The 15,830-nt window shown below is 64.5% G+C and carries 12 protein-coding genes; 8 read left to right on the top strand and 4 right to left on the bottom strand.

The window, feature by feature from the left end:
• Positions 1-5: 5 nt before the first annotated feature.
• Entirely contained in the window at positions 6-968 is a 963-nt protein-coding gene (locus QO014_RS15750) for a ring-cleaving dioxygenase (protein ID WP_266349671.1), read from the bottom strand.
• Positions 969-1,185: 217 nt separating this feature from the next.
• On the opposite strand from QO014_RS15750, the gene QO014_RS15745 reads away from it, so the two are divergent.
• The gene (locus QO014_RS15745) at positions 1,186-2,574 is read left to right on the top strand and encodes a glycoside hydrolase family 1 protein (RefSeq protein ID WP_266349670.1); all 1,389 of its coding nucleotides are present in this window, start codon (positions 1,186-1,188) and stop codon (positions 2,572-2,574) included.
• On the opposite strand, the gene QO014_RS15740 is transcribed toward QO014_RS15745, so the two are convergent.
• Complete coding sequence (locus QO014_RS15740) at positions 2,571-3,488, bottom strand: acetamidase/formamidase family protein (RefSeq protein ID WP_266349669.1); 918 nt, start codon at positions 3,486-3,488, stop codon at positions 2,571-2,573. The genes QO014_RS15745 and QO014_RS15740 overlap by 4 nt on opposite strands.
• 31 nt (positions 3,489-3,519) lie before the next feature.
• Positions 3,520-4,857 carry a guanine deaminase gene (gene guaD / locus QO014_RS15735; RefSeq protein WP_266349668.1) on the bottom strand — a complete coding sequence of 446 codons (1,338 nt, stop codon included), beginning with the start codon at positions 4,855-4,857 and terminating at the stop codon, positions 3,520-3,522.
• Between the two features lie 196 nt (positions 4,858-5,053).
• Here guaD and QO014_RS15730 point away from each other — a divergent pair, with 196 nt between their 5' ends.
• The 6 genes from QO014_RS15730 (at position 5,054) to mmsB (ending at position 13,882) form a co-directional block, all read left to right on the top strand.
• Entirely contained in the window at positions 5,054-6,085 is a 1,032-nt protein-coding gene (locus QO014_RS15730; protein ID WP_266349667.1) for a zinc-dependent alcohol dehydrogenase, read from the top strand.
• 164 nt (positions 6,086-6,249) lie between these two features.
• Positions 6,250-8,118 carry an ABC transporter ATP-binding protein gene (locus tag QO014_RS15725; RefSeq protein WP_266349666.1) on the top strand — a complete coding sequence of 623 codons (1,869 nt, stop codon included), beginning with the start codon at positions 6,250-6,252 and terminating at the stop codon, positions 8,116-8,118.
• 476 nt (positions 8,119-8,594) lie between these two features.
• Positions 8,595-9,665: a multiple monosaccharide ABC transporter substrate-binding protein gene (chvE, locus tag QO014_RS15720; protein ID WP_266349665.1), complete on the top strand. Its 1,071-nt coding sequence runs from the start codon at positions 8,595-8,597 to the stop codon at positions 9,663-9,665.
• A gap of 222 nt (positions 9,666-9,887) precedes the next feature.
• Entirely contained in the window at positions 9,888-10,958 is a 1,071-nt protein-coding gene (gene chvE, locus QO014_RS15715) for a multiple monosaccharide ABC transporter substrate-binding protein (RefSeq protein WP_266349664.1), read from the top strand.
• A 105-nt stretch (positions 10,959-11,063) separates the two neighbouring features.
• Positions 11,064-12,596: a multiple monosaccharide ABC transporter ATP-binding protein gene (gene mmsA, locus QO014_RS15710; protein ID WP_266349663.1), complete on the top strand. Its 1,533-nt coding sequence runs from the start codon at positions 11,064-11,066 to the stop codon at positions 12,594-12,596.
• Complete coding sequence (gene mmsB, locus QO014_RS15705; RefSeq protein WP_266349662.1) at positions 12,596-13,882, top strand: multiple monosaccharide ABC transporter permease; 1,287 nt, start codon at positions 12,596-12,598, stop codon at positions 13,880-13,882. The genes mmsA and mmsB overlap by 1 nt, the downstream gene beginning before the upstream one ends.
• Before the next feature lie 202 nt (positions 13,883-14,084).
• Here mmsB and QO014_RS15700 read toward each other — a convergent pair whose 3' ends face one another.
• A complete protein-coding gene (locus tag QO014_RS15700) occupies positions 14,085-14,819 on the bottom strand; it encodes an SDR family oxidoreductase (RefSeq protein ID WP_266349661.1) in 735 nt (244 codons plus the stop codon).
• Between the two features lie 99 nt (positions 14,820-14,918).
• Between QO014_RS15700 and QO014_RS15695 the strand changes: the two genes are divergently transcribed.
• Positions 14,919-15,815 (top strand): AraC family transcriptional regulator, encoded by an 897-nt coding sequence (locus QO014_RS15695; protein WP_266349660.1) that lies wholly within the window; start codon positions 14,919-14,921, stop codon positions 15,813-15,815.
• Positions 15,816-15,830 lie beyond the last annotated feature (15 nt).

Genomic DNA, 15,830 nt, shown 5'->3' with positions numbered 1-15,830 from the left:
CGTCCTTACTCAGCCGTTTCGAGCGGCTGCAGATTGGCTTCGATCGATGCGCGGCGCCCTTCGAGGAAGGGCGGCAGCGAGAGATGTTCGCCAAGCGTCGCCAGCGGCTCGTCCGCCGTGAAGCCGGGTATGTCGGTCGCGATCTCGAAGAGAACGCCGTTCGGCTCGCGGAAATAGAGCGAGCGGAAATAATAGCGCTCGACCTCGCCGCTGGAAGGAACTCGGAAGCCACGGACCCGGTCGGTCCAGGCCTTCAGCCCCTCATAATCCGGGGTGCGGAACGCGACATGGTGCACGCCGCCGGCGCCCTCGCGGGCCGTCGGCTGATCGGGCTCGACCGCAACATGCAACTCCGCTTCCGGTCCGCCATTGCCCATCTCGAACACATGAACGAGGTTGTTCGAGATCGCCGAGACCGGATATTCGCGCACCTTCTTCATGTTCATCACGCGGGTGAGCACCGCTTCGGTCTGCGTCAGGTCGGGCACGCTCATCGTGATCTGGCCGAGGCCGAGGATCTGGTGCTCGACCGGGACGATGCTCTTCTCCCAGGGGTGACGTTCGGCCGGGGCGCCATTCGCGACGAGAGCGAGACGCTGGCCTTCCGGATCCTCGAAGGTGAGGGTCGGACGACCGCCGACTTCCACGACATCGCCCGTGGCGACGCCCTTGCCGCGCAGATGATCGCGCCACCAGCCGAGGCTGTCGCCATCGACGCGGAAGCCGGTGCGGACGACCGAATGCGTGCCGCGGCGCGCCGCGCCGACGGGCCAGTCGAAGAAGGTGATGTCGGAGCCGGCCGAAGCCGCACCGTCACCATAGAACAGGTGATAGGCGCTGGTGTCGTCCTGGTTGACCGTCTTCTTGACGAGCCGCAGGCCGAGCACCTTCGTATAGAAGGCGAGATTGGCCGGGGCGTTCGCCGTGATGGCGGTCAGGTGGTGGAAGCCTCCAAGCTTGAGATCCATGGTGGAACTCTCCTGTTGAATTTCGTTGACCAGAAGATCGGACGGGGAGGCGGCAAACACAATCGACGTCGCCGGAACAAGGTTGTCTCCGATTCGTGGACAATCGAATGCAACTGTTTCTCGTTCCGCGAACAGAGACGCTTCCCCCTTGAAGAGGACGCCTATCGCGGCGACTGTCTTTCGCAATCGAGCGTCCAAGGACGGGTGGAGTGATCCGATGACAGACGAGACGGCGTTCCTCTGGGGCGCGGCCAGCGCTTCCTATCAGGTCGAGGGCGGTTGGCAGGCCGACGGCAAGGGTCTCTGCAACTGGGACGTCTACACCAATGTCTACCGCGTGACCGAGCCGGTCTCGGGCAAGCAGGAAACCGGCAATGTGGCGATCAACGCCTATGACCGGGCGCAATATCTGCAGGATATCGCGCTGATGCAGAGCCTCGGGCTCAACGCCTATCGCTTCTCGATCTCCTGGGCACGGCTGCTGCCCGATGGCGTCGGCCGCATCAACGAGGCCGGCATCGCCCATTACAAGCTCTTCGTCGACGATCTGATCGCGGCCGGCATCGAGCCCGTGGTGACGCTGTTTCACTGGGACATGCCGCAGGCGCTGGAGGAGCGCGGCGGCTGGCTGAACCGGGATTCGATCGGCTGGTTCCGCAATTATGCCCGCGTCGTGCGCGAGGCGCTCGGCGACAAGGTCTCGAAGTTCATCACCTTCAACGAGCCCTTCATCAATCTCTTCCTGATCGAGCCAACGGTGGAGAACATCAAGGCCGGCATCGGCAGCCCGTTCGCGATCACCGAGGCGCAATATGCCCGGCAGGCGGTGGCGATGCATCACTGGCTGCTCGCGAGCGCCGAGACGATCGGCGATTATCGCGCCGCCGGCTATCGGGGCACGATCGGCCTCGCTCTGCCGCTGATGCCGATGATCCCCGAGACGCCCGGCAAGGCGGAGGATATCGCCGCCGCGTCGATCGGCGACGCGATCATCAATCGCTGGTGCCTCGATGCGATGTTCAAGGGCCGCTATCCCGACGAGATCATCACCGAGTTCGGCCGCCGCAATCCCGATTTCGTGGTGACGGAAGCCGATCTCGCCATCCTCGCCGCCAACCGGCCGGATTTCCTCGGCGTCAACTTCTATGCGCCCGCCTATGTGCGCCATGATGCGACCGTGCCGTTCGGCTTTCGCTGGTTCGACACCAATCCCGATCCAGAGCCTGCCGCCTTCAACGGCCCCGTCCGGCCGGACTATCTGAAGATCCTGCTGGAACGCATCCGCGACGATTATGGCAACCCGACCGTCTACATCACCGAGAACGGCGCCGGCTTTGGCGAGACCGACGAGGTGATGGAGCGCGGCATGATCATGGACCCGCGCCGCGCCGACTATATCACCCGCCATGTCGACGCCGTGCTCGCCGCGCGCGCCAACGGCGCCAATGTGCAGGGCTACATGGTCTGGAGCCTCTTCGACAATTTCGAATGGCTGCAGGGTTATGGCCGCCGTTTCGGCATCGTCCATGTCGATTTCGAAACGCAGAAGCGAACCACGAAGCTGAGCTTCGAGATCTATCGCGAGATCATCGAAAAGAATGTCTAGACCGCTTTCGGCGGCAGCCATTTCTTCGGGATGCGGCAGGCCATGGTGTAGGCGGGATCGAAGACGTTGCCGACATCATAGCGGACGACCTGGCCCATCAGATGGCTGGCGCCGGCGCTGCTGAGGCCGTAATCCGCGATCAGCCAGTTCATCATGTCTGTCGTGGCGTGCTGGAGCGCCTGGTCGAGCGGGCGCGCATTGCCGATGGAGAAAATGTCGTCGGCGGTCTCGCCGCGCGGCCAGACCAGCTTGCGGCCCTTGGCGATGCTCAGCCGGACTTCGATCTCGAACGTCGTCTCGATGCCGGTGCCGACGATTTCGCCGTCGCCCTGGATGGCATGGCCATCGCCGAGGCTGAAAAGGGCGCCGGGAACCGCGACGGGGAACCAGACGGTGGTGCCCGGTCCGAAGCGCCGGTAATCCATATTGCCGCCATTCTCCGCGCTGGTCGCATTGGAGAAGGCCTGGCCGAGCGCCGGTGCGACGCCGAAGCAGCCGATCATCGGGTCGAGCGGCAGGGTCAGATATTCAAGGCCTGCGGGCGGGTTTTCCAGCCGCGTGGTGAGCATCTGCCGATCGATCAGCCAGGTTACCATCTCGCGCGGCGGCAGGCTGGCGATCGCGCCCGGATCGATGACGTTCGCCGCGAGGCCGGTGAATGTCCAGCCTGTCCCGCGCGTTGGCGTCATCCGCAGGATCTCGACGCAGAGCGCGTCGCCCGGCTCGGCGCCTTCGATGAAGATCGGCGCATTCACGGGATTGGGCGACGAAGCCCGGCTGATGCCGTCCTTGTCGACGCCGAAAGCATCGAGCGTATCGATGATCACGGTATCGCCGTCCTGACAGTGAAACTCCGGCTCGTGCTGGCCGAGCGTGTTGTGCCAGCGGGTGGGAACGAAACGATGAAGGGCCATGGTCCTGCTTTCCTATTGTCCCGCGATCATGTCAGCGCTCGGGATAGATAAACTGCTGTTCCCGTTCCCGGTCATAGACCGGGGCGCCGGCGATGTAGGTGGCGCGGATGGCGCGGTCGTCGCCCAGCGTCATCAGCACGAACAGCGTTTCCATCAGGTCGCGGCAATAGGCCTGGCGGAACTGCATCAACGGCGTCGCCTTCAGATCGAGCACGATCAGGTCCGCCTCATAGCCCGGCTCGATCGAGCCGATCCGGTCGTCGAGGCGCAGCGCCTCCGCGCCGCCGCGCGTCGCGAGATAAAGCCCCTGCGCCGGCGTCAGCGTGCCGCCGCCGAGCTTCGCGACCTTGTAGGCCTCGTTCAGGCTCTGCAATTGCGACAGGCTGGTGCCGCCGCCGACATCGGTGCCGAGCGCGACATGGACCGGGCGATCGGCCCGCTTCGCCTCGAACATCTTGAACAGGCCGCTGCCGAGGAAGAGGTTCGAGGTCGGGCAATGGGCAAGCGCCGAGCCCGTCCGGTGGCAGCAGGCGAAATCCTCTTCATCCATGTGCACGGCATGGCCGAAGATCGCGCGCGGGCCGGTCAGCCCGGCATGGTCATAGACGTCGATATAGCTCGAACGCTCGGGAAAGAGCTCCCGCACCCAGGCGACCTCACCGAGATTTTCGCACAGATGCGACTGGACATAGGTGCCGGGATGCTCGCGCCAGAGTCGTCCGGCAGCTTCGAGCTGCGCCTCGCTCGAGGACGGCGCGAAGCGCGGCGTGATGCAATAGAGCTGCCGGCCCTTGCCGTGCCATTTCTCGATCAGCGCCTTCGAATCGTGATAGCCGCTCTCGACGGTATCGCGCAGCGCTTCCGGCGCGTTGCGATCCATCATCACCTTGCCGGCGATCATGCGCGTATTGAAGCGGCTCGATTCGGCGAAGAACGCATCGACCGAATGCGGATGCACCGTGCAATAGACGGCGGCCGTCGTCGTGCCGGCGCGCAGCAATTCGCGCAGGAACACGCCCGCCACCGTCTCGGCATGGCCGGCATCGGCGAAGTCCTGCTCGGCGACGAAGGTGTATTTCTCGAGCCATTCCAGCAATTGCTCGCCAAAGGCGCCGATCATCTGCACCTGCGGATAATGGACATGGGCGTCGATGAAGCCCGGGCAGATGATCGCGTCGGGATAATGGGTGACCGGAACATCGGCGCCGAGGGTGGCGAGCCCCTCGGCCGCCGGCCCGACCGCGACGATGACGCCATCCTCGATCGTGATCAGCGCATCGGGAATATGGTTCACGGCCTCCGTCCAGTCGTGCCGGAACGGATCAGCCTTGAAGGTGATGGCGGCGCCGCGGATCGCCTGCATCGTCATGCGTGGTCCTCTCGTCATCGTCATGCGCAAGCGGCCGCGCCGGCTCGATTGACAGGCAACCGCCCGCCGTCGACAGTCGGCCGCAAATCAGAAGGGGACACGATCCCCCGGGGAACACGGAAACACCAGAGGGCATGATGGGAAGAGCCGCACTATCCTTGGCTAATTGCTTCGGCGCGCGCGCGGGATCGCGCTCATGAGGGCCGTCGTCATCGAGGGACCCGGCCGCGCCGGGGTCGCCAGGCGGGACGATCTGCCGCCGGCACCGGGCGATGTCGCCATCCGCGTGCTTTCGACCGGCATATGCGGCACGGATGTCGAGATCTTCGACGGCACCATGCCCTATTTCACCTCCGGCATGGCGCGATACCCGATCGTGCCGGGCCATGAATGGGTCGGCGAGGTCATCAGCTGCGGCGACGGTGTCGAGGGCTTCGCGGCCGGTGATCGCGTCGTCGGCGAATGCAGCGTCGGCTGCATGCGCTGCGCGGTATGCCTTTCCGGCAATTATCACCGCTGCCCGAACCGGACAGAGACCGGCATATTGAACCGCAGCGGCGCCTTTGCCGAGCGGATCAACTTCCCTGCCCTGTTCCTGCACAAGATCGCCCGCACCGTGCCCGTCGAGACCGCGGCGCTGGTCGAGCCCTCGGCGGTCGCCTTCAACGGCGTGCGGCTCGCGGCCGTGTCGCCGCGCGACGATGTCGCGATCTTCGGCGACGGCCCGATCGGCCTTCTCGCGCTGCAGATGGCGCGCGCCTTCGGGGCTCGTCGCGTCACGGTCGTCGGCGGCACGCCGCGCCGCCTCGCGCTCGCCGAACGCCTCGGCGCGACGGCGGCGATCAATGTCGCCGATGGCGCCGTGCCGGCGCGCCTCGCCGAGATCGGCGGCGGCCTGCCCTCCGTCGTGATCGAGGCGACCGGCAATCCGGCCGCCGTGGTCGAGGCGATCCAGGCGACCGCGCCGGGCGGACGGCTGATCCTGCAGGGCCTGTTCGCCGGCCAGAAGCCAAGCGGCATCGATCTCGACCGGATCGTCACGGCCGATATCGCGCTGCGCGGCGCGCTCGGCAGCCCGGGAATATGGCCCGACGTGATCGGCCTGATCGAGAGCGGGCGGGTCGATCCCGGCGCCGTCATCTCCGACCAGCTCGATCTCGAAGGCTTCGAGCGCGGCATCGGCATCGTCAAGGCGCGGGCCGGAATCAAGGTCGTAATCAGCCAGTAGAGATGGGATTCCTGCAACGTTCATCAACGCCTTGCGGCTGCTTGAATTCGCCGCAAGGCGGTTTGGTGGACATGGAATGGCGTAACCGCTAGAAGAAGCACATCGACATCAGATGTGGAGCATATGTCCGGGCGTTCGAGAAGTCGGCGCCGGATGCAGTTCTCATGACGCAAACCGAAGCGAATACGCTTCCTGAAAACGGATCCGAGCCCGCCCGCCAGAACGGGTTTTCCCGGCGCTGGTCCGCCTTCCGCGCGGCCATGGCCGATGAAAGCGGCACGATCGGCCTTGTCGGCCGCATCCTGCGCGGCAATTTCAGGAACCATTGGCGCGGCTACACCATCTCGTTCATCTTCCTGTTCATCGTCGCGGCCATGACCTCGCTCTCGGCCTGGATCATGCGCGACGTGGTGAACCAGATCTTCGTCAAGCAAGACGTCGAGATGCTGTGGGTGCTGTCCTTCGGCGTCATGGCGATCTTCATCGTCAAGGGCGCGGCGACCTACGGCCAGATGGTCGTGCAGAGCCGCATCGGCAACCGGATCGTGGCGGAAAACCAGAAGCGCTTCTATGAGCGCTGCCTGAAGTTCGGCCTCGATTTCTTCACCGATCGCGCCTCGAGCGAACTCATCATGTCGGTTTCGGCGGGCGCGAACGCAATCCGCAACATCCTCGACACCATCGTGGTCAGCGTCGGCCGCGACTTCGTCTCGCTCGCCGGCCTTGTCTTCGTGATGGTGTACCAGGCGCCGCTGATGACCGTGATCGCGCTGCTGATCGCCCCGCCCGCCATCTTTGGCGTGTCGCGGCTGGTCAAGCGCATCAAGGGCATCGCCAAGGCGGAGTTCACCGCCGGCGTCCAGATCATCGCCATCATCCAGGAAACCGTGCAGGGCGCCAAGATCGTCAAGGCCTTCGGGCTCGGCGACCACATGCAGAACCGCATGGCGACGGCCGTCGAATCGGTCGAGAAGCGCGCCAACAAGATTTCCCAGCTTCAGGCCCGCACCAGCCCGCTGATGGAATCGCTCGGCGGCATCGCGATCGGCGTCGTCATCCTCTATGCCGGCTGGGCGACGATCTCCTCGGGCAAGACCCCGGGCGAGTTCATGTCCTTCGTCACCGCGCTGCTGCTGGCCTATGAGCCCGCCAAGCGCCTTGCCCGCGTCAATGTCGGCATTGCCGAGAGCATGATCGCGGTGCGCATGCTGTTCGGCGTGCTCGATACCCCGCCCAGCGTCACCGAGGCCGACGACAAGCCGCCGCTCACGCTGACGCGCGGCCGCATCGACCTTACCGACGTCGTCTTCGGCTATCGCAAGACCGAGCCGGTCGTGAACGGCGTGACGCTTTCGGTCGGCCATGGCCAGCGCCTGGCGCTGGTCGGTCCCTCGGGCGGCGGCAAGTCCACGCTGCTCGCTCTGATCCAGCGTTTCTATGATGTCGACAAGGGCGCGATCAGCGTCGACGGGCAGGATATCCGCTCCGTCGCCGTCGCGTCGCTGCGCCATCACATCGCCTTCGTCAGCCAGGACGTGTTCCTGTTTGCCGGCACCGCGCGCGACAATATCCGCATCGGCCGCCTCGGCGCGACCGACGAGGAGGTCGAGCAGGCGGCACGCGACGCCTTCGCGCATGATTTCATCATGGGCCTACCGAACGGCTATGACAGCCATGTCGGCGAGAACGGCGTCCAGCTTTCCGGCGGACAGCGCCAGCGCATGGCCATCGCCCGCGCGATCCTCAAGAACGCGCCGATCCTGCTGCTCGACGAGGCGACCTCGGCGCTCGATTCGGAATCGGAGCGCATGATCCAGATCGCCCTCGACAAGCTCGTCGAAGGCCGCACCACGATCGTAATCGCCCACCGCCTCGCGACGATCCTGAGCGCCGACAAGATCGCCGTCATCGAGCATGGCCGCGTGCTCGAATCGGGAACCCATGCCGAGCTGGTCCGCCGCGGCGGCCTCTATGAGAAGCTCTATCGCTACCAGTTCGCCGAAGCCGAGCCTCTGGAACGGGCGAGCGCCTAGCGCCCGCCCTTCCCCCGCGCCGATTGGTGCGGCCCACGGCCTCGTCCCGCGCGAGGCGGCCCATATCGCTCCCTTCCAAAATCCTGACCTGCCCTTGGGCGCCCGCTGGTGATCAGACCGGCCGGCGCCTTGCGTCGTTGCGTCGCCCGGCGCGCGCTGGACGACAAAAGACGCATTCCAAAACGCCTCGTCATATGATTGATGTATTGCCGCGCCGGGTCGGATTCCGAGGAGACAGGATCAAATCCGCTGGAGCAGCCAAAAACGCATTTGACTGACGTCCAAATTAAATCATAGGTAGACGCCTCCGAAGCCTCCGGGTGCCGTTCACTGCACGGGAGACGTCGGTTCCGGCCGGGGGGATGCATGACCGACAGGTGGACGAACCGGCGCGTGACTCGACTATCGCACCATGCCTCACAGGCCCGCTTCCAAAGAGCCTGAGACGCAAACATCATACAATTAGGGAGAAGAGAATGAACATCATCAAGTCCGCTCTCGCGGCGCTCGCGGTGAGCCTGTTCGCCGTGGCACCGTCTGCCCATGCCGAGGACAAGGGCCTGATCGGCGTCCTGATGCCGACCAAGACCTCGCAGCGCTGGATCAATGACGGCGACGCCGTGAAGTCGCAGCTCGAGGCCAAAGGCTACACGGTCGACCTGCAGTACGCTCAGGACGATATCCCGAACCAGCTGAGCCAGCTCGAGAACGAGATCACCAAGAACCCGAAGGCGCTGATCATCGCCTCGATCGACGGCACGACGCTGTCGGACGCGCTGCAGAAGGCGGCCGATGCGGGCGTCGTGGTGGTCGCTTATGACCGCCTGATCAAGAAGACCCCGAACGTCGACTACTACACGACCTTCGACAATTTCGGCGTCGGCGTGATCCAGGCCAATTCGCTCGTCAAGGGCCTGAAGGAGCGCTTCCCCGACACGAAGCCGTGGAATGTCGAGCTCTTCGGCGGTTCGCCGGACGATAACAACGCCTTCTTCTTCTACAATGGCGCCATGTCGGTCCTGCAGCCGCTGATCGATGACGGCTCGATCAAGATCGTGTCCGGCCAGACCGGCATGGACAAGGTCGGCACGCTGCGCTGGCTCGCCGCCACCGCCCAGGCCCGCATGGACAACCTGCTCTCGGCCAACTACTCGGACGGCAAGCGCGTCGACGGCGTTCTCTCGCCCTATGACGGCCTGTCGCGCGGCATCATCGCCTCGCTCCGTGGCGTCGGCTACGGCACGGCCGACCAGCCCTGGCCGATCGTGACCGGCCAGGACGCCGAGACCGCATCGGTCAAGGCCATCATTGCCGGCGAGCAGTATTCGACCGTGTTCAAGGACACGCGCGATCTCGCCAAGTCGACCGTCGAACTCGTCGACACCGTCCTGTCGGGCGGCAAGCCGGCGAACCTCGACACCACCACCTACAACAATGACGTCAAGGTCGTTCCCGCGATCCTGCTGACGCCGCATGAGGTGGACAAGTCGAACTACGAGAAGCTCGTCGTCGAGTCGGGCTACATCAAGGCCGACGAACTCAAGTAAGCTTTCGCAATACCGAGAGGCGCCGCCAAGGCGGCGCCTCTCCCTCTATCCGGTCGGTCGCTCGCGATGTCGACTGGTGGATCTGGTCCCCGGAACAGGCCCCAGCGAAGGAAACGGCGGCGCAGCAATGCGTCGGCGAGAGATCGAAAGTCGCTTTGAAGCGTCGATGTGTGCAAGCGCCGCTATTCGGCGCGAACGTTCGATAATTGGGGAGAGAGTATTATGGGTCTGATCAAATCGGCGCTCGCCGCGCTCGCGCTCGGCGTTGTCGCCCTGTCGCCTGCCGCGCATGCGGAAGACAAGGGCCTGATCGGCGTGCTGATGCCGAGCAAGACGGTGCAGCGCTGGATCAATGACGGCGACTTCGTCAAGGCGCAGCTCGAGGCCAAGGGCTATACGGTCGACCTGCAGTACGCGCAGGACAACATTCCGAACCAGCTGAGCCAGCTCGAGAACGATATCACCAAGGGCCCGAAGGCCCTGATCATCGCCTCGATCGACGGCACCACAATGACCGACGCGCTGCAGAAGGCTGCCGACGCCGGTGCGGTCACGGTCGCCTATGACCGCCTGATCAAGAAGTCGCCGAATGTCGACTACTACACGACCTTCGACAATTTCGGCGTCGGCGTGATCCAGGCCAATTCGCTGCTGAAGGGCCTGAAGGAGCGGTTCCCCGACACGAAACCGTGGAACGTCGAGCTCTTCGGCGGTTCGCCGGACGATAACAACGCCTTCTTCTTCTACAATGGCGCACTGTCCGTCCTGCAGCCGCTGATCGACAACGGCACGATCAAGATCAAGTCGGGCCAGACCGGCATGGACAAGGTCGGCACGATGACCTGGCTCGCCGCCACCGCCCAGGCCCGCATGGACAATCTCCTGTCGGCCTACTACTCGGACGGCTCGCGCGTCGACGGCGTTCTCGCGCCGAATGACGGCCTCGCGCGCGGCATCATCGCCTCGCTCCGTGGCGTCGGCTACGGCGCTGCCGACCAGCCCTGGCCGATCATCACCGGCCAGGACGCCGAGACGGCCTCGATCAAGGCGATCATCGCCGGCGAGCAGTATTCGACCGTGTTCAAGGACACCCGCGCGCTGGCCAAGTCGACCGTCGACCTGCTGGACACCGTCCTTTCGGGCGGCAAGCCGGAAGGCCTCGACACCACGACCTACAACAATGACGTCAAGGTCGTCCCGTCGATCCTGCTGACCCCGGTCGAAGTCGACAAGGCGAACTACGAGAAGCTCATCGTCGAGTCGGGTTACATCAAGGCCGACGAACTCAAGTAATCACGATCCTGAATGGGGGGCTCCGCAGCGGCGGTGCCCCCTTCTCGTTGCGCGGGCGAGGCGCTAACGTCTCCGCGCCCGATGCCTTTGCCGGAGCGGCTCTCCATGTCTTCATATATTCTCGAGATGCACGACATCACCAAGACCTTTCCGGGGGTCAAGGCACTGTCGAACGTCAATCTCAAAGTCGAGGAAGGCGAAATCCACGCCATCTGCGGCGAGAACGGGGCCGGCAAATCGACCCTGATGAAAGTCCTGTCGGGCGTCTATCCGGCAGGCGACTATGACGGAAAGATCATCTATCGCGGCCAGGAATGCCATTTCAGGGGCATTCACGACAGCGAGGAAAAGGGCATCGTCATCATCCACCAGGAGCTCGCCCTGGTGCCGATGCTGTCGATCGCCGAGAACATCTTCCTCGGCAACGAGCACGCGAAATTCGGCGTCATCGACTGGGACGCCAATGAGACGCGCACCCGCGAACTGCTCAAGAAGGTCGGTCTCTCGGAAGACCCGAAGACGCTGATCACCAATATCGGCACCGGCAAGCAGCAATTGGTGGAAATCGCCAAGGCGCTCAGCAAGGAAGTCGAGCTGCTGATCCTCGACGAGCCGACCGCGAGCCTTTCGGAGAAGGACAGCCAGGCGCTGCTCGATCTGCTGCTCGAATTCAAGCGGCAGGGCATCACCTCCATCATCATTTCGCACAAGCTGAACGAGATCAACCGCGTCGCCGACCACGTCACCGTCATCCGCGACGGGCGCACGATCGAGACGCTGGATCGCAGCCAGATCAGCGAGGACCGGATCATCACCTCCATGGTGGGCCGCTCGCTCGAGGACCGCTATCCGCCGCGCGAGCCGAAGATCGGCGACGTGTTCTTCGAGGTGAAGAACTGGTCGGTCTATCATCCGCTGCACGCGGACCGGCAGGTGATCAAGAACATCAACCTGAACGTCCGCAAGGGCGAGGTGGTCGGCATTGCCGGGCTGATGGGCGCGGGCCGCACCGAATTCGCCATGAGCCTGTTCGGCCGCACCTATGGCCGCAAGATCACCGGCGAGGTGTTCCTCAAGGGCAAGCCGATCGACGTCTCGACCGTCGGCAAGGCGGCCGATCGCGGCCTCGCCTATGTCACCGAGGATCGCAAGGTCTTCGGGCTCAACCTGATCGACGACATCAAGAACAACATCACCATCGCCAATCTGAAAGGCGTGTCGGCCCTGGGCGTCATCGACGACCTGAAGGAGCTCGACGTCGCCAACGACTATCGGCGCAAGACCAATATCCGCTCCCCCAGCGTCTTCCAGAAGACCGGCAACCTCTCCGGCGGCAACCAGCAGAAGGTGGTGCTGTCGAAATGGCTCTTCGCTGACCCGGAGGTGCTGATCCTCGACGAGCCGACGCGCGGCATCGACGTCGGCGCCAAGTATGAGATCTACACGATCATCGCCCGCCTCGCCGCAGAGGGTAAGGCGATCATCGTCATCTCATCCGAAATGCCCGAACTTCTGGGCATCTCCGACCGGATCTACGTCATGAACGAAGGCGGAATCGTCGGGGAAATGGCCGCAAGCGAGGCCAGCCAGGAGAAGATCATGCGCGCCATCGTGCGCGGAGAAGGAAAAGTAGCATAATGACCGACACCCCCACACCGCAGTCGGGCGTTGCCCAGGACGTGCCGAGTGCGCCGCGCGTTCCCGTCTCCTCATTCGTATCGAATTTGCGGGAATACGGACTGATCCTGGCGCTGATCGCCATCATGGTGTTCTTCCAGCTGACGACCGGCACCCTGTTCAAGCCGGTCAATCTCAGCAATCTCGTGCAGCAGAACAGCTTCATCATCGTGATGGCGCTCGGCATGCTGCTCGTCATCGTCGCCGGCCACATCGATCTCTCCGTCGGCTCCGTCGCGGGCTTCATCGGCGCGCTCGCCGCCATGATGATGGTGATCTGGCCGCTCGGCGGCTTCTTCGGCAATCCGCTCGTCGTCTCGATCATCTGCCTGATCATCGGCGGGGCGATCGGCGCGGCGCAGGGCTACTGGATCGCCTATCACCGCATACCGAGTTTCATCGTCACGCTCGGCGGCATGCTGGTCTTCCGCGGCCTCTGCCAGGGCCTGCTCGGCGGCGGCTCGTCCGTCGGCCCGCTGCCGGACGGCTTCAAGCAGCTCTCCTCGGGCTTCCTGCCCGACCTGATCGGACCGCTCACGCTGGTCGAGCCGATCGTCAACGCGGCCGGCAAGACCATTGTCGGCTCGGGCATCGTCCTGCACATGACGACCATCGTGCTCGGCATCATCGGCGTGCTCGCCTATGTGATCTCCGGCATCAGCTCGCGGCGCACCCGCGAGAGCCGCGGCTACCAGGCGGAACCCTTCGGTCTCTTCCTCGTCAAGACGCTGGTCATCTCCGCGCTGGCGCTCTTCTTCGTCTACCAGTTCGCGGTCTATCGCGGCTTCCCGATCGTCCTCGTGGTGATGGGAATCCTCGTCGCGATCTTCGTCTTCATCACGCGCCACACCACGATCGGTCGCCGCGTCTATGCCATGGGCGGCAACATCAAGGCGGCCCAGCTCTCCGGCATCAAGACCGAACGGCTGACGCTGCTGGTGTTCATCAATATGGGCGTGCTCTCCGCGCTCGGCGGCCTGATCATCGCAGCCCGCCTCGGCCAGGCCGTGCCGGCCGCCGGCCTCGGCAGCGAGCTCGACGTGATCGCGGCGGTGTTCATCGGCGGCGCCTCCGCGATGGGCGGCGTCGGCCAGGTGATCAGCACCGTGGTCGGCGGCTTCATCATGGGCGTGATGAACAACGGCATGTCGATCATGGGCGTTAATGTCGACTGGCAGCAGGTCGTGAAGGGCCTCGTGCTGCTCGGCGCCGTGATCTTCGACGTCTACAACAAGAACAAGGGCTGAGCCTCAGCCCTTACTGACAGACGGCCCCTCGCCAGCGTGGCGGGGGGATTCCACCGGCCCACCCTCTCTCCCGCGCGGCGGGGGAGAGTTGGAGAGGGGGCCGGCCGGCAGAAGCCGGTAAGCGCCGCAATCGACGGCATTCCCCGCAAGCCCCTCCCCCGGCCCTCCCCGCCAAGCGCGAGATTTTCCCCGGGGCCGCCGTTCAATCCTGCGCCGTGGGGCGGATGACGATGCTGCCGACATCGACATCGTCCGGCTGTTCGATCGCATAGGCGATGCCGCGCGCGATCGCGGCTGGCGGAATGGCGATATCGGCCAAGCGCTCTGCGATTGCCTGCTTCACGGCGGGATCGGTGATCGAACCTGCAAATTCGGTCGCGATCATCCCCGGCGACACCTCCGTGACCCGTAGATGCGGGCCGGATTCCTGCCGGAGTGCCTCGCTGATCGTCCGCACCGCGTTCTTGGTCGCCGCATAGACGCCCATGGTCGGGACAATCTTGATCCCGGCGGTCGAGACGACATTGATGATCTGGCCCGATTGCTGGCGGTTGAAGACAGGCAGGGCGGCGGCGATGCCGTAAAGAGTGCCGCGCAGATTGACGTCGATCATGGCGTCCCAATCCTCGACGCGCAGCGCATCGAAACGCGATATCGGCCCGATCCCGGCATTGTTGATCATGACGTCGAGCTTGCCGCCGCTTTTGACCGCCAGTTCGACGAGCGCTTCGAGATCGCTCCGGCGACGGACATCGGTCACCCTATAGGCGGCTCTTCCACCTGCGGTATTGATCTCGTCGACGAGCGCCGCGAGCGCCTCCTCATTGCGCGCCCCCAATATGACGTGGGCTCCGCGTTCCGCGAGCAGCTTCGCCGTCGCTCGGCCGATGCCACTGCTCGCCCCGGTAATGGCGACAATCTTGCCCTCGATGCCCATCTCGCGTCTCCTTCATTGAATGTTCCAGAGAGAGTGTGCATGGTCAGCAAGATTTCCTATGCTGTATAATCCACATAGTTGTCGAGATCGTCCAAAGCGATGACTGACCCTCTTTCCGATGTGCTGACGATCCTCGGCGCACGGGTGACGCGTCGCACCCGGCTTGAAGCGTCCGGCGAATGGGCTCTCGCCTTTCCCGCGCTCGACCGGCTCAAATTCGTCGCGCTGCTGCGCGGAGCGAGTTGGATAATGGTGGAAGGACGGCCACCGCAACGCATGGCCGCGGGCGATGTCTGCCTCCTCGGGCGCACGGCCTATGCGGTGGCGAGCGACCCGGAACTGCCGCCCCTCGACGGCCAGGCCCTCTACGGCACACCCGGTTGCGACGCGGTGCGGCTCGGCGGCGACGATATGGTTTCAATCGGGGGAACCGTCGCCTTTGCCGAGGGCAATGCCGGCTTCCTGCTCGACATGCTGCCCGATTTCCTGTTCATCCCCAAATCCACGGCCGCCTCCGGCGCGATGGCCGCGGTCCTGGCGTTGATCGATGGCGAAGTCGGGCGCGACCTGATCGGCGGCGACATCATCAGTGCCCGGCTCGCCGATGTCTTTGTGGTGGAGGCGATCCGCGCCTATGCGGCAAGCGCCGCGCAGTTCGAGATTGGATGGCTGGGTGCCCTCGCCGATCCACGGCTCGGTCGGGCGCTTCGGGCGATCCATGGCGATATTGCGCGGCCATGGACGGTGGCGGATCTGGCTCAGGTGGCCGGCATGTCGCGCGCCGCCTTCTCCGCCGCCTTCACGCGCCGGGTCGGCGAACCCCCACTCGCTTATGTCAGGGCATGGCGCCTCACCATGGCCCGCGCGGCGCTGGCGAGCGGCGAGGAATCCGTCGCGAGCATAGCAGGCAAGGTCGGCTATACCTCGCAAAGCGCCTTTGGCCATGCCTTCAGGTCGGCCTTCGGCGCCGCGCCCAGGGCCCATGCCCGATCATGATGGGCCTGACTTTCA

Source organism: Kaistia dalseonensis, assembly GCF_030814715.1.
Taxonomy (GTDB): domain Bacteria; phylum Pseudomonadota; class Alphaproteobacteria; order Rhizobiales; family Kaistiaceae; genus Kaistia; species Kaistia dalseonensis.
Note: the sequence above shows the minus strand (reverse complement) of the source record. Positions and strands in the feature narration are given on the sequence as shown.